22 protein-coding genes are annotated in these 19,715 nt (G+C 68.7%); 13 read left to right on the top strand and 9 right to left on the bottom strand.

Going from position 1 to position 19,715, the window contains the following annotated elements:
* Positions 1-25: 25 nt before the first annotated feature.
* Together ACT89H_RS00685 and ACT89H_RS00690 are read left to right on the top strand one after the other, a co-directional pair.
* Positions 26-1,273 (top strand): cytochrome P450, encoded by a 1,248-nt coding sequence (locus ACT89H_RS00685; RefSeq protein ID WP_445106505.1) that lies wholly within the window; start codon positions 26-28, stop codon positions 1,271-1,273.
* Between the two features lie 131 nt (positions 1,274-1,404).
* Positions 1,405-2,484 carry an ADP-ribosylglycohydrolase family protein gene (locus tag ACT89H_RS00690; protein ID WP_445106506.1) on the top strand — a complete coding sequence of 360 codons (1,080 nt, stop codon included), beginning with the start codon at positions 1,405-1,407 and terminating at the stop codon, positions 2,482-2,484.
* 31 nt (positions 2,485-2,515) lie between these two features.
* Here ACT89H_RS00690 and ACT89H_RS00695 read toward each other — a convergent pair whose 3' ends face one another.
* The 4 genes from ACT89H_RS00695 to ACT89H_RS00710 all read right to left on the bottom strand — a co-directional run bounded on the left by ACT89H_RS00695 (position 2,516) and on the right by ACT89H_RS00710 (position 5,679).
* On the bottom strand, positions 2,516-3,469 hold the full coding sequence (locus ACT89H_RS00695) for an alpha/beta hydrolase (RefSeq protein WP_445106507.1): 954 nt from the start codon (positions 3,467-3,469) through the stop codon (positions 2,516-2,518).
* A 265-nt stretch (positions 3,470-3,734) separates the two neighbouring features.
* Positions 3,735-4,274 carry a DoxX family protein gene (locus tag ACT89H_RS00700; protein WP_445106508.1) on the bottom strand — a complete coding sequence of 180 codons (540 nt, stop codon included), beginning with the start codon at positions 4,272-4,274 and terminating at the stop codon, positions 3,735-3,737.
* Positions 4,274-4,720, bottom strand: coding sequence for an ABA4-like family protein (locus ACT89H_RS00705; RefSeq protein WP_445106509.1), 447 nt, complete (start codon positions 4,718-4,720; stop codon positions 4,274-4,276). Before ACT89H_RS00705 ends, ACT89H_RS00700 begins: the two co-directional genes overlap by 1 nt.
* Positions 4,717-5,679, bottom strand: coding sequence for a hypothetical protein (locus ACT89H_RS00710; RefSeq protein WP_445106510.1), 963 nt, complete (start codon positions 5,677-5,679; stop codon positions 4,717-4,719). The genes ACT89H_RS00705 and ACT89H_RS00710 overlap by 4 nt, the downstream gene beginning before the upstream one ends.
* A gap of 108 nt (positions 5,680-5,787) precedes the next feature.
* Between ACT89H_RS00710 and ACT89H_RS00715 the strand changes: the two genes are divergently transcribed.
* The 4 genes from ACT89H_RS00715 to ACT89H_RS00730 all read left to right on the top strand — a co-directional run bounded on the left by ACT89H_RS00715 (position 5,788) and on the right by ACT89H_RS00730 (position 8,736).
* Positions 5,788-6,447 (top strand): MerR family transcriptional regulator, encoded by a 660-nt coding sequence (locus ACT89H_RS00715; protein ID WP_445106511.1) that lies wholly within the window; start codon positions 5,788-5,790, stop codon positions 6,445-6,447.
* 61 nt (positions 6,448-6,508) lie between these two features.
* Positions 6,509-7,075 (top strand): type 1 glutamine amidotransferase domain-containing protein, encoded by a 567-nt coding sequence (locus ACT89H_RS00720; RefSeq protein WP_445106512.1) that lies wholly within the window; start codon positions 6,509-6,511, stop codon positions 7,073-7,075.
* 121 nt (positions 7,076-7,196) lie between these two features.
* Positions 7,197-7,544, top strand: a complete 348-nt coding sequence (locus tag ACT89H_RS00725; RefSeq protein WP_445106513.1) for a hypothetical protein — start codon at positions 7,197-7,199, stop codon at positions 7,542-7,544.
* 862 nt (positions 7,545-8,406) lie between these two features.
* Complete coding sequence (locus tag ACT89H_RS00730; RefSeq protein WP_195078523.1) at positions 8,407-8,736, top strand: transglycosylase family protein; 330 nt, start codon at positions 8,407-8,409, stop codon at positions 8,734-8,736.
* 264 nt (positions 8,737-9,000) lie between these two features.
* On the opposite strand, the gene ACT89H_RS00735 is transcribed toward ACT89H_RS00730, so the two are convergent.
* A complete protein-coding gene (locus tag ACT89H_RS00735) occupies positions 9,001-9,741 on the bottom strand; it encodes an SDR family NAD(P)-dependent oxidoreductase (protein WP_445106514.1) in 741 nt (246 codons plus the stop codon).
* On the bottom strand, positions 9,738-10,907 hold the full coding sequence (locus ACT89H_RS00740; RefSeq protein ID WP_445106515.1) for a thiolase family protein: 1,170 nt from the start codon (positions 10,905-10,907) through the stop codon (positions 9,738-9,740). The genes ACT89H_RS00735 and ACT89H_RS00740 overlap by 4 nt, the downstream gene beginning before the upstream one ends.
* A gap of 196 nt (positions 10,908-11,103) precedes the next feature.
* Between ACT89H_RS00740 and ACT89H_RS00745 the strand changes: the two genes are divergently transcribed.
* From ACT89H_RS00745 to ACT89H_RS00765, 5 genes are all read left to right on the top strand, one after another.
* Positions 11,104-12,468 (top strand): glutamine synthetase family protein, encoded by a 1,365-nt coding sequence (locus ACT89H_RS00745; RefSeq protein ID WP_445106516.1) that lies wholly within the window; start codon positions 11,104-11,106, stop codon positions 12,466-12,468.
* Positions 12,449-13,195 carry a gamma-glutamyl-gamma-aminobutyrate hydrolase family protein gene (locus ACT89H_RS00750; RefSeq protein ID WP_445106517.1) on the top strand — a complete coding sequence of 249 codons (747 nt, stop codon included), beginning with the start codon at positions 12,449-12,451 and terminating at the stop codon, positions 13,193-13,195. The genes ACT89H_RS00745 and ACT89H_RS00750 overlap by 20 nt, the downstream gene beginning before the upstream one ends.
* Entirely contained in the window at positions 13,192-14,550 is a 1,359-nt protein-coding gene (locus ACT89H_RS00755; protein WP_445106518.1) for an aldehyde dehydrogenase family protein, read from the top strand. The genes ACT89H_RS00750 and ACT89H_RS00755 overlap by 4 nt, the downstream gene beginning before the upstream one ends.
* A 29-nt stretch (positions 14,551-14,579) precedes the next feature.
* Positions 14,580-15,344: a 3-oxoacyl-ACP reductase gene (locus ACT89H_RS00760; RefSeq protein ID WP_445106519.1), complete on the top strand. Its 765-nt coding sequence runs from the start codon at positions 14,580-14,582 to the stop codon at positions 15,342-15,344.
* Between the two features lie 353 nt (positions 15,345-15,697).
* Positions 15,698-16,981 carry an MFS transporter gene (locus tag ACT89H_RS00765; protein WP_445107316.1) on the top strand — a complete coding sequence of 428 codons (1,284 nt, stop codon included), beginning with the start codon at positions 15,698-15,700 and terminating at the stop codon, positions 16,979-16,981.
* A gap of 17 nt (positions 16,982-16,998) precedes the next feature.
* Here ACT89H_RS00765 and ACT89H_RS00770 read toward each other — a convergent pair whose 3' ends face one another.
* The 3 genes from ACT89H_RS00770 to ACT89H_RS00780 form a co-directional block, all read right to left on the bottom strand.
* Positions 16,999-17,163, bottom strand: a complete 165-nt coding sequence (locus ACT89H_RS00770) for a hypothetical protein (RefSeq protein WP_445106520.1) — start codon at positions 17,161-17,163, stop codon at positions 16,999-17,001.
* The gene (locus tag ACT89H_RS00775) at positions 17,160-17,522 is read right to left on the bottom strand and encodes an SUKH-4 family immunity protein (protein WP_445106521.1); all 363 of its coding nucleotides are present in this window, start codon (positions 17,520-17,522) and stop codon (positions 17,160-17,162) included. Before ACT89H_RS00775 ends, ACT89H_RS00770 begins: the two co-directional genes overlap by 4 nt.
* 85 nt (positions 17,523-17,607) lie before the next feature.
* Positions 17,608-18,177: a TetR/AcrR family transcriptional regulator gene (locus tag ACT89H_RS00780; RefSeq protein WP_445106522.1), complete on the bottom strand. Its 570-nt coding sequence runs from the start codon at positions 18,175-18,177 to the stop codon at positions 17,608-17,610.
* Positions 18,178-18,276: 99 nt separating this feature from the next.
* On the opposite strand from ACT89H_RS00780, the gene ACT89H_RS00785 reads away from it, so the two are divergent.
* Positions 18,277-18,714: a DoxX family protein gene (locus ACT89H_RS00785; protein ID WP_445106523.1), complete on the top strand. Its 438-nt coding sequence runs from the start codon at positions 18,277-18,279 to the stop codon at positions 18,712-18,714.
* A 142-nt stretch (positions 18,715-18,856) separates the two neighbouring features.
* The gene (locus ACT89H_RS00790) at positions 18,857-19,714 is read left to right on the top strand and encodes a cyclopropane mycolic acid synthase family methyltransferase (protein WP_445106524.1); all 858 of its coding nucleotides are present in this window, start codon (positions 18,857-18,859) and stop codon (positions 19,712-19,714) included.
* Position 19,715 lies beyond the last annotated feature (1 nt).

A 19,715-nucleotide genomic window follows, 5' to 3' on the forward strand; every position in this document is an offset into this window, starting at 1 on the left:
TGTTCGACCGCCTGGAGTTTTTTCGATGCCGACGCCCCCGTCCTCCGCGCACAGCCGCGCACCGCATGGTTCACCGATCGACGCCGACGGTCCGCGGATTCCTCTGTTCACCAACGAGTTCGCCGCGGACCCGCACAGTGCCTATCGCGAGATGCGGGAGCGGTACGGATCGCTGGCGCCGGTGGACCTGGCGCCGGGCGTGCCGGCCACCTTGGTACTCAGTTATCACACCGCCGTGCGGATCTTGAACGATCCGGACCACTTTCCGGCCGACCCGCGTACCTGGGAGCAGGGCATCGCCCCGGACTGCCCGGTGCTGCCGATGATGCAGTGGCGGCCGAACGCGTTGAGCAACGCCGGAGCCGAGCATGTCCGCTATCGGCAATCCATCGTCGAGGGCCTGGCCACGGTGGACCTGTACGGCCTGCACGACACCGTCGCGCAGCTGGCGGCGCCGCTGATCAACTCGTTCTGCGTGGACGGGTCAGCGGATATCATGCGCCAGTACGCGTTTCCGCTCGCCTTCGCGGTGCTGAACGCGATGTTGGGGTGTCCGGCCGAGATCGCGCAGCGCGCCGCGAGCGGTATGGCCGCGGTCTTCGAGGGCGTCGACGCGGAGCGGGGGAACACGATGCTCACCGACTCGCTGAGCGAGTTGACGGCGCTGAAGCGGACCGATCCGGGTGACGACATCACCACGCGCATGCTCCAGCACCCCGCCGGCTTGACCGACACGGAGATGATCCACCAGTTGGGCGCGCTGTACGGCGCGGGCATCGAGCCGCAGCTGAATCTGATCGTCAATACGCTGCTGCTGATCCTCACCGACGAGCGGTTCGGCGGGAGCGTGCTCGGCGGCAGCCTGTCGACCCGGGACGCGCTGGACGAGGTGCTGTTCGACGACCCGCCGCTGGCGAACCTCTGCTTCAGTTTCCCGAAGCAGCCGATCCTGATCGACGGCGTCTGGTTGCCCGCCCACCAGCCGGTCGTGATCGGCATAGCCGCCTGTAACACCGATCCGGCGATCCGCGCTGAGCCGTACTCGGGTAACCGCGCCCATCTCGCGTTCGGCGGTGGGCCGCACGCCTGTCCGGCGAATTCGCTGGCGTACTTGATCGCGCAGGACGCCATCGATCAACTGCTCGACGCGCTGCCCGAGCTGCGGCTCGCGGTCCCAGCCGAGGAGCTGATCTGGCGTCCGGGTCCGTTCCATCGAGCGCTGACCGCCCTGCCGGTCGTGTTCCCGGCCTCGCCGCCGTTGCCGGTGTTGTAGCGGAGCGGAGCACTGATTCGTTCCTGTGGCCGGGCAGCCGGGCGGGGACGGTCCGAGCGAGCGCGTCGGTGTGCCGTCCGCAGCCGAGTGCGATGACCACGGCGGCGCGGCATACGCAATGATGGTGTCTCGTGGCGGATTACATGGCGGTATTCGATCGGGTCCGGGGTTGTCTGCTGGGTGGGGCGGTGGGTGACGCGCTCGGCTGGCCGATCGAATTCCTGCGGCTGGAACAGATTCGGCAACGGTACGGCGACGAAGGCGTGACGGGTTTCCTGCCCCAGTATGCCCAGGACGCGCCGCAGCAGGTGACCGACGACACCCAGATGACACTGTTCACCGCGGAGGGGCTGTTGCGCTCCGCGCCGGGCGCCGATCCGGTGCCCGCGTTGCGCCGAGCCTATCTGCGGTGGTTGCGGACTCAGCGGGAAGAGGCGCCCGCACCACACGTCGACGGGTGGCTGGCGAGTCTGCCGTTCCTGTACGCGGTGCGGGCGCCCGGGAATGCCTGTATGTCCGGACTGGGACAGCAGTCCAGGGGCTATCTCGCACCGGTCGCGTTCGGTGCCGGCGGGCCGGTGAATCCGCATTCGAAGGGATGCGGCACCGTCATGCGGTCGGCGCCCTTCGGATTGTCCGCAATGGGGCCCGATCTCGCGTTCACCACGGCCGCGCGGGCCGCGCAACTGACCCACGGACACCCGACCGGGTATCTCGCCGCAGGGGCGTTCGCGGCACTGGTCGATCGGGTCGTGAGCGGAACCGAGTTGCCGATCGCGTTGCGGGAGACGATCACCCAGCTCGCCGCCCTCCCGTCGAGCGCGGAGACGGTGGCGGCGCTGACCCGCGCCGTGGAATTGTCCGAGCACCCGGTCTCCGCCGAACAGGTCGAGCGGGTGGGAGAAGGGTGGGTCGCCGAAGAGTGCCTGGCCATCGCGGTGTACTGCGCCCTGCATGCGGTCAGGACCGGCGATGTTCGCGCGGCGCTGCTGCTGGCGGTGAACCACTCCGGCGATTCGGATTCCACGGGAGCGGTGGCGGGCAATCTGATCGGCGCCGTCCACGGTGTCTCGGGACTGCCGATGGAATGGGCCGCGGCGGTCGAGGGACGCGACGTGGTGGTCCGGGTCGCCGACGACCTCGTCCTGAATTTCGTGCTCGGCGACCGGTCCGCAGTCGCCGCGCGCTATCCCGTCGACGAAGGGTTGTGAGGATCCCCGCGAGCCGGGGCGGCCTGGATCCTCACGCGCCGAGCGCGCGCGCCAGGTGCGGCCACGAATCGTGGAGGTCGGTCTCGAACAGTCCCCAGGTGTGTGATCCTTCCGCGCGATGCACGTGGATCGCGGGCAGCCCGAGCTCGTCCAGACGATCGGCGAAGGCCGCCGTGCAGGAGCCGGCTATCGCCTCGATGGGTGGAAAGGACAGGCCGCCTCGATCGATCGCACCGGGAGTGCCCGAGGCGGCGGACAAGTAGATGGTCTTCCCGCCCAGGGCGGCCGCGTTGGCGAAAGCGTCGTGCGCGCGCCAGATCACGTCGCCCGGAGCGCCCCACATGTTCGCCGGATTGCCCCCGCCCCGGATGACCTGCGCGCTCACCATCGCCGCGCCGACGGCGTCCGCGGCCCACGGGCATCCGCTGTAGGCCGCGACCGCGTCGTACACCTCGGGCGCCTGGATCGCGAGGTCGACCGCGGACCCGGCGCTCATCGACACCCCCGCGATCGCATTGCGCCCGGTGGTGTCGAGTTCGGCGTCGAGCGTCGCCGGCAGCTCCCGCGTGAGATAGGTCTGCCACCGATTGCGCCCGACCGCCGGATCGTCCGCGAGCCAGTCGGTGTACATGCTGTAGGCACCGCCGACCGGCATGACCACGTTGACGTGCTTGTCCGCGAAGAACTCTCGGACGTCCGTGTTGTCCCACCAGGAGATGCCGTCGACTCCACCGCCGATGCCGGTGAGCAGGTACAGCGTCGGCGCGGGTGCACCGCCCGCCGCCCGGATCACCCGATTGGTGACCACTTTGTCCATGGCGGGCGAGTAGACATCGACCTGCGACACCGATCCGCCGAGCGGAGCCACCCCGACCACGCGCGCCCGCGCGGAATCGGCCTCGGCGGGACGAACGGACCAGACCGAAACCGCGACAACTGTCGCGAGCGCGCCGACGAGCGCGCCCAAATACCGAGAAGCACTCACGATTCCGTTGTACCCGGTCGCGCGCGAGCCATTCAGCGAACTGGACAGTCACCGGCCGGGCGCCCGAAAGCGACACGCCGGCAGTGTGTTCCAGTTGATCACGCGCGGTGCTGCCCGGCGACCTGTCAGCCGCTGTCGTTGCAGCCCGGGCCTTCTGTCGTGGAGCTGAAACCCGGGCACCGGTCCGCAGGGGGATTCCCCGATGGCCGAGCTCAGCCTGCCGCTGGTGCATGTGCTGCCGCGTTGTCGACCGGGTCGATGGTCGTCATGCCGCGTGCGGCTTCGAAGTTACCGCCACATCGTCGATTCGGTCGCCGGCCGCTCGTCGCGGGAAGCGCAGGATCCCGGCCGCCCACAGGGCGACGGCGATGTACAGTGCCTGCTCCGGAATACGCTCCCACAGTGGCGGTACGGGCGCGTCGTTGAACCGGATATGCGAGACAGCCGCATAGATGTTGGCGGGCAGCATCACCACGAACAAGGCGGTGAGCCCGAGCCCCGCTGCGCGGCGGGTGCCGGCAAGAAAAAGGCCCACCGCGCCGAGCAGTTCCAATACGCCGGTCAGGTAGACCATCGCACCGGGGAACGGGACGAACGGCGGCACCATCGGGATCAGATCGGCGTGGGTGGGAACGGGGGAGTCCGCGAACGTCTCCGGAAGGAAATGCGTGGTGCCGGTCATGATCAGCATCACGCCGAGGGCGTAGGCGGCGCACGTGGGCCAGGCGGCGAATCGGCGCGCGCCGAGAGCGCCCGCGGTGCGCAGTGCGAAAAGGGTGGTCAGCAGAACGATGATGGTTTCCATCATGCCTCCAGGGGGACGGACCGGCTGGGCGCCGGTGTGGTGGTGATTCGGATGAGCAGGTAGAGCAGCACGCCGATGGGCGCGAACAGGATGGTGAGGACGAGCAGGGGGCTGATCAGCAGCGGAGTGCGCCCGCGCGCGCGACTGTCCAGGAAGATCCAGCGCCCGAGGAACAGGTCGAAGGCCACGAAGTGCGCCCACGCTGCCGCGGCCCCCGGCTCTCGGCTCAGTAGTTCGCGCAGCCCGGAGAGCTCCGGATGGACGAGAGTCGCCGCGAACGCGCCGAATTCGGGCGCGACCAGCGCCGCGTAGACGAGCAGGGGAGGCAGGCAGATGAGCGGCGAGGCGACGATCGCACGGGTCCGCCGCCATCCCGGCGCCAGGATCATCAGTGCCCAGAACGGCGCCGCGAACCAGAAGGTGATGTCGAACAGGAATTCTGTCATCGTCCCGCTCCTACCGGGATACTTTGCGCAGCAACAGTTTTCGTCCGGAGCGCGACTGTCGCGGATAGTGCGGCGCCGAGGGCGATGGCGGCGAAAGCCGATCGGGTGGCGGTGTCGGGATGAACCACCGATTGTCCGCGCAGCGCCTGCCAGGTCAGCACCGCGAGCAGCGCGGCGTAGGCCGCCGCGGCGATCACGACGAGTCGTCGCTTGGTGCTTGCCGAGCGCAGAGCCGGAAGCCGGCGCGACCCGTACTCGACGGCGAGCAGCACCAGCGGAAGCACCTGTAACGCATGCATTCCGAGGAAATGGGGGACACGCAGATCTCCGCAGGCCGTGCTCCAGCCGAGGATGGGCAACCCGGGGCCGCCGTCGGCGAGCCCGACGGTGTGGGCGCCCCTGATCGCGCTGCCCGTCGCCCGCTGGTCGCCGGTCGGCGGCACCATGAGCATTCCCAGCGCGGCGCCCACCAGCGAGAGCGCGGCGCCGTAGCGGATCGCCGCGTTGCGGGCGGGGTCGGTCGTCGGGTCGGCGAACAACGCCGCCGACGCGATCAGGGTGGCGATCCAGACCATCACGATGGAGGACCCCATGATGTTCCACAGCGCCGCGTTCACCGGCGTCGTGAAATTGAAGTGACTGGTCGTGCCGCGCACGATCTGGGTGGTGATGACCAGAAGTTCCACCGCCAGGCCGAGCGCGGCCACGGTCCCGGCCCACCAGGCGATCCGCCGCCGGCGAGTGAGCTGGGCGAGCAGCCACGCCCAGGTCACCGCGTAGATCAGGACCGATAGGGCGAACTTGGCCGCTTTGGCCCAGATCGGCAACCCGGTCACGGTGCGGTCGTCGACGACCATGCCCACGACCGACCAGACGGTCAGCAGCGCCATCGCGACGGCGAGCAGCATCAGTGGCCGATGCCAGGACAGGGCGGGAAAGCGTTGGAAGAGGGCGGTCACGAGACGTCGACCTTTCGAAACTGGAGCTATCGATAGTTGTACTATCGGTAGCAATTATGGATAGCTGTACTATCCACTGTCAAGAAGCGTTCGAGACCGAGGAGTCCGATGCGGATCGCCGAACTCAGCCGCGCCAGCGGCGTTCCTCCCGCGACGATCAAGTACTACGTGCGCGAGGGGCTGCTGCCTGCCGGCGTGCGAACCCATCGCAACCAGGCGGAATACAGCGATGCCCACGTCAGCAGACTGCGGCTGATCCGGGCGCTGGTGGATATCGGCGGGGTGTCCATCGAGGCGGCGAAGGAGCTGCTCGCGGCACTCGACAGCGGCAGCCTCTCGGCGCGGGACTCACTCGGCCATGTGCAATACGCATTGGGCGGGCGGAGGTCGCAGGTCGGTGACGAGCAGCGGGACGCCGCCGCCGAGGATGTCGCGGCACTGCTGCACCGGCGCGGCTGGCGGATCGAGGACGACAGCCCCGCCCGCGGCACGCTCGTCGCCGTCTGCGCCGCACTGCGCCTGCTCGGCCACGACGCCGTGGTCGCCGCGATGGACGACTACGCGGGCGCGAGCGAAGCCATCGCCGCCACCGACATCGCGTTGGTCCGCAACGAACCCGGCCTCGAGCGGATGACCGAAACCGCCATCGTCGGAACGATTCTGGGCGACACCCTGCTCGCCGCGCTGCGCAGGCTGGCGCAGGAGCATCTGTCCAGCGCGCTGTTGCCGCCGCGCGACGCCGCGGATCGCCGTTCCGGGGAGGTTTAGCGCGGCCTTCGCGCGGCATGCCGGTAACAGGACCATCGCCGAGGCGAAAGGAGAGCGGCTCATGACCGGTCAATTGGATGGGACGCGCGTGCTGATCATCACCTCGAATACGGGAGTGGAGCGGGACGAACTGCTGGTGCCGCGCGACGAACTGCGCAAGCGCGGGGCGCGGGTCACCCATGCCGCACCGAAGCGCGAGGAGGTACAGACCTACCTGCACGACACGGAGAAAGACGCCGTCGTGCAACCGGATACGTCGGTGCACGAGGTCTCCGTGGACGATTTCGACGTGCTGATCGTCCCCGGCGGCACGGTGAACGCGGACAAACTGCGGGTCACCGACCGGGCGATCGAACTGGCCAAGGAGTTCGCGGGCGCGGGCAAGCCGATCGCCGCGATCTGCCACGGCCCGTGGCTGCTCGTGAACGCCGAGCTGGTGCGCGGCAAGACGCTGACCTCGTACTTCTCGCTGCGGACCGACATCGTCAACGCGGGCGGCGACTGGGTCGACGAAGCGGCGGTGCGCTCCGCCGAGGGCGGGTGGACCTTGCTCACTTCACGCAACCCCGGTGACCTGCCCGATTTCGTACACGCCATCACGCGCGAAGTGGTTCCTGCCGCGCGCTGACCCGCCGCCTGCGGGGCGCTCGAATCACTTGCCCAGCAGGGGTTTTCGGGGCCGACCGCGATGCTCGGATCGGGGAGCCCGTTGCTTGTGAGCAGCCGGCACTCGGTGGTCAGGCGGGTCGATGAGCGCCCTCTCGGTGGTGTCGTGGTGCTCCGGCCACCAGCGCACCGAGGCGTTACCGACCCGACCACCACCCCCGATCCGCGGCAGGCGGGTCGGCCCGACCAGTACCCCCGATCTGCGGCAGGCGGGTCGGCCCGACCACCACTCCCGGTCCGCGGCCGGCGGGCCGGCCCCGGATACCGGCAAGCTGCGGCTCCCTGCGGCGGAGATCTCGGCAGCGAGCGGGCTTTCTTTCGCCGACGCGCGGTTCGTCGCGGCCGCGCCGGCAATCGCGTCCGACCAGAAAGCGCTGGAGATCGAGATGCTCGGCGGTCCACCGCACGTGCTGGGCCGGGGACGCGGATGATCCCGGAGTTCCGTCCACCGCCGAACGCGCGCGGATTCGCTCGGTCGGATCGTGGTGCGCGGACCAGATGGGAGTGCAGGTGGGGCGTTCGCGGCGACCTCGGTGTCCGTCGAAAGCAACGGCAACAATTTCGGCGTGATGTACGCCGGTGTGTTGTACACCGTGGCCGAGATTCCCGGCGGCGCGCTCGCGATCTGCGGACTGTGGTCACCGATGCCGACGGCGTGGTCGTGGGGGAGACCGAAGCGCTCTACCGGGCGCGGGAGCACGGCAAATAGCTGGCGCCGGAGTGGCGTGTTCAGCGCGTTCCGGCGGCGGTATCTCGCTGCCGCGAGAGCGCGTCCAGGGCCGACGGCGCTATCCGGCAGGTCGTCGGGCCCTCGCGTGGAGGTCACGGATCGGTCGCGGCGTCGCGGCCCGGCCCTCGGTGACGGTGATATCTCTGGGTGCTCGCGCAAGGTAACGGCTTGGTAGCTTCCAGCTGCGGCGGTGGCCGGAGGACGCAATCTGCCTACTACTGCAAGTCGTGGACCTGCGGAAATGCGATCCGATTCACTATATAGTGGTGATCTCTGTCACATAACGAAGGTGTAACAGTTGTTCTATGTCCGCCGATTTACAAGGTCCGACCTGGGGGAATGGCGCAGAGTCTCAACTGGGGGTTAAAACTGCCGCCACGTTATTCGAACGTGATCTGTGGCGATATCTCCGCTAACGTCGGTCACGGCTCGGGACAACACCGAGATCGAGCTCGAATCGCAGAACGCCGGAAACCCTGTCCCGCGGTTCGAGTGTCCACGACCTTCCTGGGGACAGGGGCACGGCGAATTCGCCGAGCCGGTGGGCGCAGGCGGGAAATCTCATGTCGCAAAACCGTAAATTCACCACTCGTGTTCTCGGCTTCACCGCGGCCATCGGCGCTTTCGTCGCCGTGCCGTTCGGTCTGTCCACCGCGACCGCGTCGGCCCACAACTGGGACGCCGTCGCGCAGTGCGAGAGCAGTGGCAACTGGTCCACCAACACTGGTAACGGCTTCTCGGGCGGCCTGCAGTTCACCCAGAGCACCTGGGAGGCCAACGGCGGCAGCGGCAGCCCGGCCAACGCCAGCCGCGAAGAGCAGATCCGTGTCGCGGAGAACGTTCTCGCGACCCAGGGTCCGGGCGCCTGGCCCGTGTGCGGCGCTTACCTCTGATGCGTCACCGGCGCCTACCGCGAATCTGCGGTAGGCGCCGGACTGTTTTCGCCGAGGATGCAACCTCGGCCCGAATATCCGTTATCGACGAAATCTCGCCGATAATTCAAAATTCGATCAGCAACTCCGAATCGGATTCACCGATCCCGAATTCGCATTCTTCCGTTACATCGGATCGTGCCGGTCGTCGCCAGATAACGCTGCGGTACGGCGTGGGCGGCCACCCTGCGCAGGCTCGGATCGGTCGCTGCCAGGTAACGGTGCTCAAGCCCGCCACAGCTGGTCACCGGCACGTGACAGCACGATGTTCGGCACCACCGCGTTGCGGGACAGCCGGGTGATCGCCAGCACCATCTCGGCGATGTCTCCGGTGGTCAGCATGGTGGACCGGTCGAGGACATCACGCTTCCACGCTGTCATGTCGGTGTCGACGTAGCCGGGAGAGATCGCCGTCGCACTGACGCCGTTCGCGGACTCCTCCAGGGAGACCGTCTCGCACAGCGAGATGAGCGCTGCCTTGGTGGCTCCGTAGGCTGCCAGGCCCGCCTCTCCCGCTACGCCGGTGATCGACGCCAGCGCGACGATTTTCGCGCCACGCTCCCGATCGTCGTCCGCGCTCTTGCGCAGCAGCGGCAACGCGGCCTGGATGAGCGTCAGCGGCGCACGGAAATTCACGTCCAGCATGCGCTCGTACACCTTCGCGGGCAGATCGGCCACGGCGCCCGCCGTGCCGGTGCCCGCACTCAGCACCAGCGCGTTCATTCCGCCGAACCGTTCCTCGTGCGCCTGGACCAGAGCGCGCACCTGGTCGAGGTCGTTCATCTGCGCGACCACCGGGTGCACCTCGGCTCCCGTTTCCTCCCGCAGGCCCGCCGCGGCCTGCTCGAGCGTGTCGAGCGTGCGCGCGGCGAGGGTCAGGTGATAACCCTCCCCCGCGAGGCGGCGTGCCACCTCGGCACCGATGCCGCGCGACCCTCCGGTGATCAGTGCGGTGCGGGTGCTCATCCGAGGCGCTCGATGATCGTCGCGTTGGCCAGGCCGCCCGCCTCGCACATGGTCTGCAGGCCGTAGCGGCCGCCGGTCTGCTCCAGATGGTTGACCAGCGTCGCCAGGATGCGGGTGCCGGAGGCGCCCAGCGGGTGACCGAGGGCGATCGCGCCGCCGCGGGGGTTCACCTTGTCCGGATCGGCGTTCAGCTCGTGCTGCCAGACCAGGGGCACGGGAGCGAACGCTTCGTTCACTTCATAGGCGTCGATGTCATCGATGCGCAGCCCGGCGCGATCCAGCACCTTGCGAGTGGCCGGGATCACGGCCGTCAGCATGAGCAGGGGGTCGTCACCCAGCACGGCGAACGAGTGGAACCGGGCGCGCGGGCGCAGGCCCAGTTTCGTCGCCGCCTCCTCGCTCATGATCAGCGCCGCCGAGGCGCCGTCGGTCAGCGGCGAGGAGTTGCCCGGCGTGATCGACCACTCGATCTCCGGGAAGCGCGCGGTGTACTGATCGTCGACGAAGGCGGGCCGCAGCTTCGCGAGGCTTTCCCCGGTGGTGGCGGGCCGGATCGTCTCATCGGCCGTGAGGGTGCCCGCCGCGACCAGTTCGTTGTCGAAACCGCCTTGGGCCGCGGTGTCGGCGGCGAGCCGATGCGAGCGAGCCGCGAACTCGTCGAGCTCGGCGCGGTCGAGCTTCCACCGGGCGGCGATCACCTCGGCCGCTATGCCCTGCTGGATGAGGCCGTCCGGGTAGCGGTGGGCGAGCGGACCGCGGTTGGCGTCCTTACCCTGGCCGTTGGAGAACATCGGCGCGCGGCTCATCGATTCCACGCCGCACGCGATCGCGACGTCGTAGGCGCCCGCGATGACACCCTGCGCCGCGAAGTGCGCGGCCTGCTGGCTGGACCCGCACTGCCGGTCCACGGTGGTGGCGGGCACCGACTCCGGGAACCCGGCGGCCAGCGCGGCGGTCCTGCTGATGTTGAACGCCTGCTCCCCGCTCTGTGTGACGCATCCGCCGATCACGTCGTCCACCACAGCGGGATCCAGGTCGTTGCGGGCGACGAGTTCGGCGAGCACGCCTGCGAGCAGGGTGGCCGGATGCACGTCCGACAGGCCGCCGCCTGCTTTGCCCTTACCGGACGGTGTGCGGACGACATCGACGACGACGGCGGATCTCATAGCCATCTCCGATCAGATAAAGTTAACTGACATTCTCGATGAAGTTAACACAAATTCTCCTCGCTGGGTCACCACCGAGGCATTGCCGAGCCGGTCCGAGAGCGCACTGTCGCGGCGGGACGAGATTCCGTGTCGCGTCACAAAGGTGTCCGTTGTGCTCTACCGTGAGCACGGTCGGTGCCGAGAGGGGTCGTGGATGCGTAGCGGGATGCTGAGTGTGGCGCAATTGCGGGACCAGGTCGATACCGGTGAGATCGACACGGTGCTGGTCGCCATGACCGACATGCAGGGCCGACTGCAAGGGAAACGCTGCGCCGCACGCTATTTCCTGGACGAGGTGCTCGCGCACGCGACCGAGGCGTGCGGCTACCTGCTCGCGGTGGACGTGGATATGGCGACCGTCGACGGATACGCCCTCTCGTCCTGGGAGACCGGGTACGGCGACGTCGTGTTGCGGCCGGACCTGCGCACGCTGCGGATCGTGCCGTGGTGGCCGGGCACGGCGCTGGTGCTCTGCGACGTCGAGCACGTGGTGCCGGAAGGACAGCCGGTCGCGGCGGCACCGCGCCAGGTGCTGCGCAGACAGTTGGACCGGCTGAGCGAGCGTGGTCTGCGCGCGTTCGTCGGGACCGAACTGGAGTTCCTGGTGTTCGACGACAGCTACGAGGCGGCCTGGAACGCGGGGTATCGCGGGCTCACGCCGGCCAATCAGTACAACGTCGACTATTCGGTGCTCGGCACCGGGCGGATCGAGCCGCTGCTGCGCCGTATCCGCAAGGAGATGGACGGCGCCGGAATGTATGTCGAGTCGGCCAAAGGCGAGTGCAATCCCGGTCAGCACGAGATCGCGTTCCGGTACGACGAAGCCCTCGTCACCTGCGATAACCACAGTATCTACAAGACCGGTGCGAAGGAGATCGCGGCCCAGGACGGGCGCAGCCTCACCTTCATGGCGAAATACAACGAGCGGGAAGGCAATTCCTGCCATATTCACGTGAGCCTGCGCGGCGACGCGGGCGAGCCGGTCTTCGCGGGTGACGGCGCGGACGGCATGTCGCCGCTGATGCGGCACTTCATCGCGGGCCAGCTGGATTGCCTGCGCGAGTTCACCTACCTGCTGGCTCCGAACATCAACTCCTACAAGCGATTCGTCGCGGGTAGCTTCGCGCCCACGGCGATCGCGTGGGGCCGCGACAACCGGACCTGCGCCATCCGCGTGGTCGGCGAGGGCCACGCGCTGCGCTCGGAGAACCGGGTGCCCGGCGGTGACGTGAACCCGTACCTGGCCGTCGCCGCACTGATCGCGGCGGGACTGCACGGCATCGACCGGCGCCTGCCGCTGGAACCGGAATTCCACGGCAACGCCTACCTCTCCGAGCGCCCCCGGGTGCCGCGTACGCTGCGCGAAGCGGCCCAGCTGTTCGGTGACAGCACGGTGGCCCGCGCGGCCTTCGGTGATGATGTAGTGGAGCATTACCGCAACGCGGCGCGGGTGGAGCTGGACGCCTACGACGCCGCGGTCACCGACTGGGAGCGTATCCGTGGTTTCGAACGACTCTGAGGTCGCGGGAGCCCGTCCCGTGATCGGCCTGCCCACCTATGTGGAGCAGGCTCGTTTCAACGCATGGGAGCTGCCGTGCGCGGTGCTGCCGCACGCCTACGTCGAGATGGTGGCCGCCGCGGGCGGCATCCCGGTGCTGCTGCCGCCCGCGGGCGTCGCGCGTCCGGAGTTGGTGCGGCGGCTCGACGGGCTGGTGCTCACCGGCGGCGCGGACGTCGATCCCGCCCGCTACGGCGGCTCTTCGACCGGCATACCCGGTTACACCAGGCCGGAGCGGGACGAGTCGGAGTTCGCCCTGTTCGAGCTGGCCAGGGCCGCGGGCGTGCCGATTCTCGCGGTGTGCCGCGGGCTCCAGCTGGCGAATGTGGCGCTCGGCGGCACGTTGATCCCGCATCTGCCCGATGTGGTGGGGCACGAGGAGCACTCCGGCGTCGAGGGCGGGTTCACCACCACCCGGGTGCTGACCATCGCGGGCACCCGGGTCGCGCGGCTGGCCGGTCCGGAGGTGAAGGTGCACTGCCACCATCACCAAGCCGTCGATCGCCTTGCCGAGGGCCTGACCGCCTGCGCGTACGCCGCCGACGGCACGATCGAGGCCGTGGAGTCCACCGACGGGTCCTTCCTGGTCGGTGTGCAGTGGCATCCGGAGGCCGACGCCGCCGATCGCAGGCTGGTGCGGGCACTGGCGGAGGCGGCGGACAGCTACCGAAAGGGGCGGGACTCGTGACGACAGCGCAGGTGCGCAACCCGGCGACCGAACAGGTGGTCACGACCGTCGAGCTCGTCGACGAAGCCGGGACCGATGCCGCTATCGCCGCGGCACAGCGCGCGTCGGCCGGGTGGCGCGCGGTGGCGCCCGGTGACCGGGCGCGGTTGCTGCGCCGGTTCGCCGAGGCGGTGGACGCGGATGTCGAGCACCTCGCCCGGCTCGAGGTCGCCAACGCGGGGCACACCATCGGCAACGCGCGCTGGGAGGCGGGCAATGTCCGCGACGTCCTGCACTACGCGGCCGGGATGCCGGAACGGTTGCTGGGCAGCCAGATTCCGGTCGCGGGCGGAGTCGACATCACCTTCCACGAACCGCTCGGCGTGGTCGGGGTGATCGTGCCGTGGAATTTCCCGATGCCGATCGCGGCGTGGGGTTTCGCGCCCGCGCTCGCGGCGGGCAACACCGTGGTGCTCAAACCCGCCGAACTCACGCCGCTGACCGCCGTGCGGCTCGGCGAGCTCGCGCTGGAAGCGGGTCTGCCGGAAGGCGTGTTCCAGGTGTTGCCCGGCAAGGGGTCGGTGGTGGGGCAGCGTTTCGTCACCCACCCGGCCGTCCGCAAGGTGGTGTTCACCGGTTCCACCGAGGTGGGCACGCAGATCATGGCCGGCTGCGCGCGGCAGGTGAAGCGGGTGACGCTGGAACTCGGCGGCAAGAGCGCGAACATCGTGTTCGCCGACGCCGACCTGGAACAGGCGGCCGCGACCGCGCCCTACGGCGTGTTCGACAACGCCGGGCAGGACTGCTGCGCCCGCTCCCGGATCCTGGTGCAGCGCAGCGTGTTCGACCGTTTCCTCGAACTGCTGGAGCCCGCCGTGCAGGGGGTGCGGGTCGGCGATCCGGCCGACGAATCCACCGAGATGGGCCCGCTCATCTCGGCCGTGCACCGGGCGCGGGTGGCCGAGTTCGTGCAGCCTTCGACCAAGGTCGCGTTCACCGGAAGCGCGCCCGATGGCCCCGGCTTCTGGTTTCCGCCGACTGTGGTGCTGCCCGACGCGCCCACCGACCGGGTGCTCACCGAGGAGGTGTTCGGCCCGGTGGTCGCGGTGGTCGGGTTCGAGGACGAGGCCGACGCGCTGCGCATCGCCAACGACACGGATTACGGCCTGTCCGGCTCGATTTGGACCCGCGATGTCGGCCGGGCGCTGCGGGTGGCCCGCGGTGTGGAGGCGGGCAACCTGTCGGTGAACTCGCATTCGTCCGTGCGGTACTGGACGCCGTTCGGCGGTTTCAAACAGTCCGGGCTGGGGCGCGAACTCGGGCCCGACGCCGCGCTGGCGTTCACCGAGACCAAGAATGTCTTCCTCGCCACGTAGTGACATCCGCATATCCGACAGGAGATACGTTGCAGCGCTTACAGGATCGGGTCGCCGTCGTCACCGGCGGCGGGAGCGGTATCGGTCTGGCCACGGTCCGTCGCTTCGCGGCGGAGGGGGCGAAGGTGGTGGTCGCGGACATCGACGCCGGGACCGGCGAGGCGGCCGCCAAGGAGGTCGGCGGCCGGTACGTGCGGGTGGACGTCACCGATGAAGCACAGGTCCAAGCCATGTTCCAAACTGCGGTCGACACTTACGGCGGGCTGGACATCGCGTTCAACAACGCGGGCATCTCCCCGCCGGACGATGATTCGATCCTCACCACCGGCATCGACGCGTGGCGGCGGGTCCAGGAGGTCAACCTGACCTCCGTGTACCTCTGCAGCAAGTACGCCATCGGGCACATGCTCGAGCGCGGCAAGGGTTCGGTGATCAACACCGCTTCCTTCGTCGCCGTGCTGGGCGCGGCGACCTCGCAGATCTCCTACACCGCCTCCAAGGGCGGCGTGCTGGCGATGAGCCGCGAACTCGGCGTGCAGTTCGCCCGCAAGGGCATTCGGGTGAACGCCCTGTGCCCCGGGCCGGTGAACACCCCGCTACTCCAGGAGCTGTTCGCCAAGGACCCGGAGCGCGCCGCCCGCCGCCTGGTGCACGTGCCGCTCGGCCGGTTCGCCGAACCGGAGGAGATCGCCGCCGCCGTGGCCTTCCTCGCCAGTGACGATTCCTCGTTCATCACCGCCTCCCAGTTCCTGGTGGACGGCGGCATCGCGGGCGCGTACGTGACGCCGCTGTAGCGCCGCCGACGGGCGGTGCCGACGCAGCCCACCGGCCGCTCTCGCCGTCGTGCTCGGACGGAAGCGATTGCGGGCGTCGTCACATGCCGGCTCAGGGGAGTCCGGGCTTTACGTGACCGACATCACAACGCGCTGCGGAGTCGCAGGTCAGGGTGGATGCGCTGACTCTCTTCCGGTCGCATGACTGTTTGCCGGGTGCGAATCCCGGGTATTGGTCTGTTTCGTGCCCCACTTCGGTTCCAGGGATCGGAGGTGGAACGAACCGAGGTCCGTGACGGACTGGAGAGGACGTGCACGTGACCGATCGAACATCCGAAAGTTCTCCGCTGCGACGTTCCGTGGCGGCCTCCGCGATGGGCAACGCGACGGAATGGTTCGACTACGGCGTCTACGCGGCGACCGCGACGTACCTGACCGACGCCTTCTTCCCCGGCGAACTCGGCACTCTCGGCACCATGCTCGGCTTCGCTATCTCGTTCGTACTCCGGCCGCTCGGCGGCATGGTGTGGGGTCCGCTGGGTGACCGGATCGGGCGCAAAGCGGTGCTGGCCACCACGATCCTGCTCATGGCCGCCGCCACCGGCGCCATCGGCGTGCTGCCCACCCATGCGTCCGTCGGGGTGGCGGCCCCGATCCTGCTCATCCTGCTGCGCGTCGTGCAGGGCTTCTCGACCGGCGGTGAATACGGCGGCGCCGCAACCTATCTCGCCGAATGCGCGTCCGATCGCAAACGCGGATTCCTCGGCAGCTTCCTGGAATTCGGCACGCTCGCCGGCTTCGTCGGCGGCTCCGCGACGGTGCTGGCCTGTCAGCTCACGCTCGGTTCGGACACCATGCACGACTGGGGCTGGCGCATCCCGTTCCTGATCGCCATCCCGCTCGGCCTGACCGGTTGGTACCTGCGGGCCAAGCTGGACGAGAGCCCGGTGTTCACCGAGGTCGCCGAGCACAAGCGGCCGCCGGGCGGCCTGCGCGAGGTGCTGACCACCTACCGGCGCGAGACGCTCACCCTGGCCGGACTGGTGGTCGCGCTCAACGTGGTGAACTACACGCTGCTGACTTACCAGCCCACCTACTTGCAGAAAACGATCGGCCTGGGGGAGTCGGCCACCACCGCGATGATGCTGCTCGGGCAAGTGGTGATGATGCTGGTACTGCCGTTCTTCGGCCGGCTGTCGGACAACGTCGGCCGCCGCCCGATGTGGTTGTTCTCGCTGGCGGGCCTGGCCGTGCTCGCGGTGCCGATGTACTGGCTGATGGGTCAGGGCACGGCTTGGGCCATCCTCGGCTTCATCGTGCTCGGGCTGCTGTACGTGCCGCAGTTGTCCACCATCAGCTCCACCTTCCCCGCCATCTTCCCGACCCATGTCCGGTACGCGGGCTTCGCTCTGGCCTACAACGTCTCCACCGCGATCTTCGGCGGCACCGCCCCGCTGATCAACGAGGCCGTCATCGAGACCACCGGCTGGTCGCTGTTCCCCGCCGTCTATGTGGTCGGCGCCTCGCTGATCGGCCTGCTCGCCTGGAACTACTTGCGCGAGACCGCCGGAACCTCACTGCGCGGCACCGACATCCCGGACGCCGGCGAACCCGCCCCGAAGCCGAACCCGGACCTGCCTGCTCAGCCCGCGTTCTGAATCGGAGGACGACGCCGCTACCGCGTGGCAGGCGAGACGGTCACGGAGAGCGCGGAGCCGGGTACCGCGTTGTCGAAGGTGAGTCCGGCGCTGAAGGTCGTGGCATCGGTTTCGGCGCCGCAGGCCGCACGTCGAATGCCGGTCGCCCGCGGCGTGGGATGGCCGGCCGTCGGGTCGATCACGCGTCCGGCTCGTCCTCCGGCCAACCGTCCTCGATGACGAGGGTTCCGTCGCGGAGTGCGGTCGCGTACTGGTCGGCGACCAGGTCGGCCGGGTAGGTCGGCCAGTAGGAGACCGCCCCGGTGGGCTTGTCGATGACGCACACGGAGCCGCCGACGATCACCGGCGGGCTGTCCGGCTCGGCGTGCGGCGGCCGGGGGAAGGTCGCGACAGCGACGAAGCAGGTGTCGAATTCGGTGAGCTGATAGGTGATGCCGCGATCGGCGTAGTCGCCGGTGGTGAGATGTCGGTCGGTGATCCGGTGTGCCTCGGTCGGGTCCACCGGTGTGGTCGCGTCGGTGGGGTAGGCGTGGATGTCCATGTGTCGATGGCAGCTGGGATGGGGCCGCCCGCTCCTTCTGGTCTCTGGATAGCACGGTGGCGGCTCGGCGCAAACCGGTTTGCGGTCAGTCGAAACGGATGGTGGACAGCATCGTGCGGGCCAGGACCTCCGGATCGGAATCGATAGCCAGTGTCGAATTATGCAGTGCCCCTTCGCGCCAGAGCGAAGCGAAGCCGTGGACCAGCGACCATGCGGCGAGTTGGGTCGCCTGCCGACGCTCCTGGCCGCGGCCGGGTTGGATGCCGGAGACGCCCGATCGCAGCGTCGCCGCGGAGCGTTCTCGGGCGGCGCGCAAGGTCGCGTCCTCCGCGTGTAACAGGCTGTGCCGGAACATCACGTCGAAATGTCCGGGATGCTCGCGCGCGAAGCGGATGTATGCCACCGCGACCTCGCGGAAATCCGCACCGGCCCGCGCGAGCTGTGCGGCGAGCAGTTCGAAGCCCTCGGTGGCCAACGCGGTGAGCAACCCGGCCCGATCGCCGAAGTGGTGGGCGGGCGCGGCGTGTGAGACGCCCGCGTGCCGGGCCAGGTTGCGCAACGAGAGAGCGTCGACGCCGTCGGCGGCGATCTGCTCGGCGGCGGCGGCGAGCAGCGCCGCGCGGAGATCTCCGTGGTGATAGCCGTCCTTCGCCATACCTCGATGGTGACCGATCATCTAGACATTGACAAGTTCCTGACCGCGGTCGTATCTTTCCACTGTCAAGATTTGCGTGTCGATCCACAGGAGATTCCGATGGCACCGCTGGTCGTCCTCGTCACCGTCACCGCGGTCGTCCGGCTCATCGGCTGGCTGACCGGCAACGGCCGGCTCGATTCGTGGGCGCACGCGACCGCGCTCGGGCTGGCCGCGATGCTCGTCCTCACGTCGAGCGCGCACTTCGTCCAGCCGCGCCGCGACGCTCTGATCACCATGGTGCCGCCGCGGCTGCCGAACGCACCCGCACTGGTGACGCTGACCGGCGTGCTCGAACTGGCGGGCGCGGTGGGCGTGCTCATTCCCGCGACCGCCGAGCCGGCCGCCGCCTGCCTCATCGCGCTGCTGGTGGCGCTGTTCCCGGCGAACGTCCGCGCCGCCCGCGCCGAACTGGGCATCAAGACCATGCCGCTGCCGCTGCGGGCGCTGGTTCAGCTCCTGTTCATCGCGGCCTGCGCGGTCGTCATCATCGGCTGAAGGCGAAAAGGCCGCTACAGTCACCTCTGCCGCCGTTGCCCTACGGAGACCTGCACATCGGTTCCGTATCGGTCGGCGAGGGCCGAAACGGGGCGCCGTCGCGCGGGTATCAGCTGATGAACCCGAAGAACAGGAGCCCGCGATGACCAACCTCCAACCGTTCTATCGGCAGGTGCAGGCCCATTACGACCTCTCCGACGAGTTCTACGCGCTTTTCCTCGATCCGACGATGACCTACAGCTGTGCCTGGTTCGAACGACCGGACATGACGCTCGAGCAAGCGCAGCGCGCGAAGATCGATCTGGCCCTCGGCAAACTGGACCTGCGGCCGGGGATGACCCTGCTGGACGTGGGATGCGGGTGGGGCTCGACGATGCTGCGCGCCGCCACCGCCTACGGTGCGGCCGTTGTGGGGCTGACCCTCAGCCGCAACCAGTACGACTACATCCGGGGCAAGATCGAGCGCGAGGACATCCGTGGAGTGCGGGTCCGGCTGCAGGGCTGGGAGGAATACGAGGGCGAAGCCGACCGAATCGTCAGCATCGGCGCGTTCGAGCACTTCCGGCGTACGCGCTACGAGACGTTCTTCCAGCGATGTCACCGGATGCTGCCGCCGGACGGCAGGATGCTGCTGCACACGATCGTGGGATGGACGTTGAAAGACCTGCGGCGCATGGGCATTCCGGTGACCCGGGACGACGCGCTGTTCCAGATCTTCATCAAACGAGAGATCTTTCCCGGCGGGCAGCTGCCGCATCCCGCCGAGGTAACACGACTGGCCGGGCGCGCCGGGTTCGGCACGGAGCGGATGCAGGAGCTGCGACCGCACTACGCGCGCACCCTCGACTGCTGGGCCGAGGCGCTGCGGGCGCACCGGGAGGAGGCGATCGCCTTGGCGTCCGAGGAGGTCTACCTCCGATATCTGAAGTACCTGACCGGGTGCGCGGAGCAATTCCGCGCCGGCCGCATCGACGTCGTGCAGTTCACGCTGGTCAAATAAG

It is taken from the genome of Nocardia aegles (assembly GCF_052545135.1).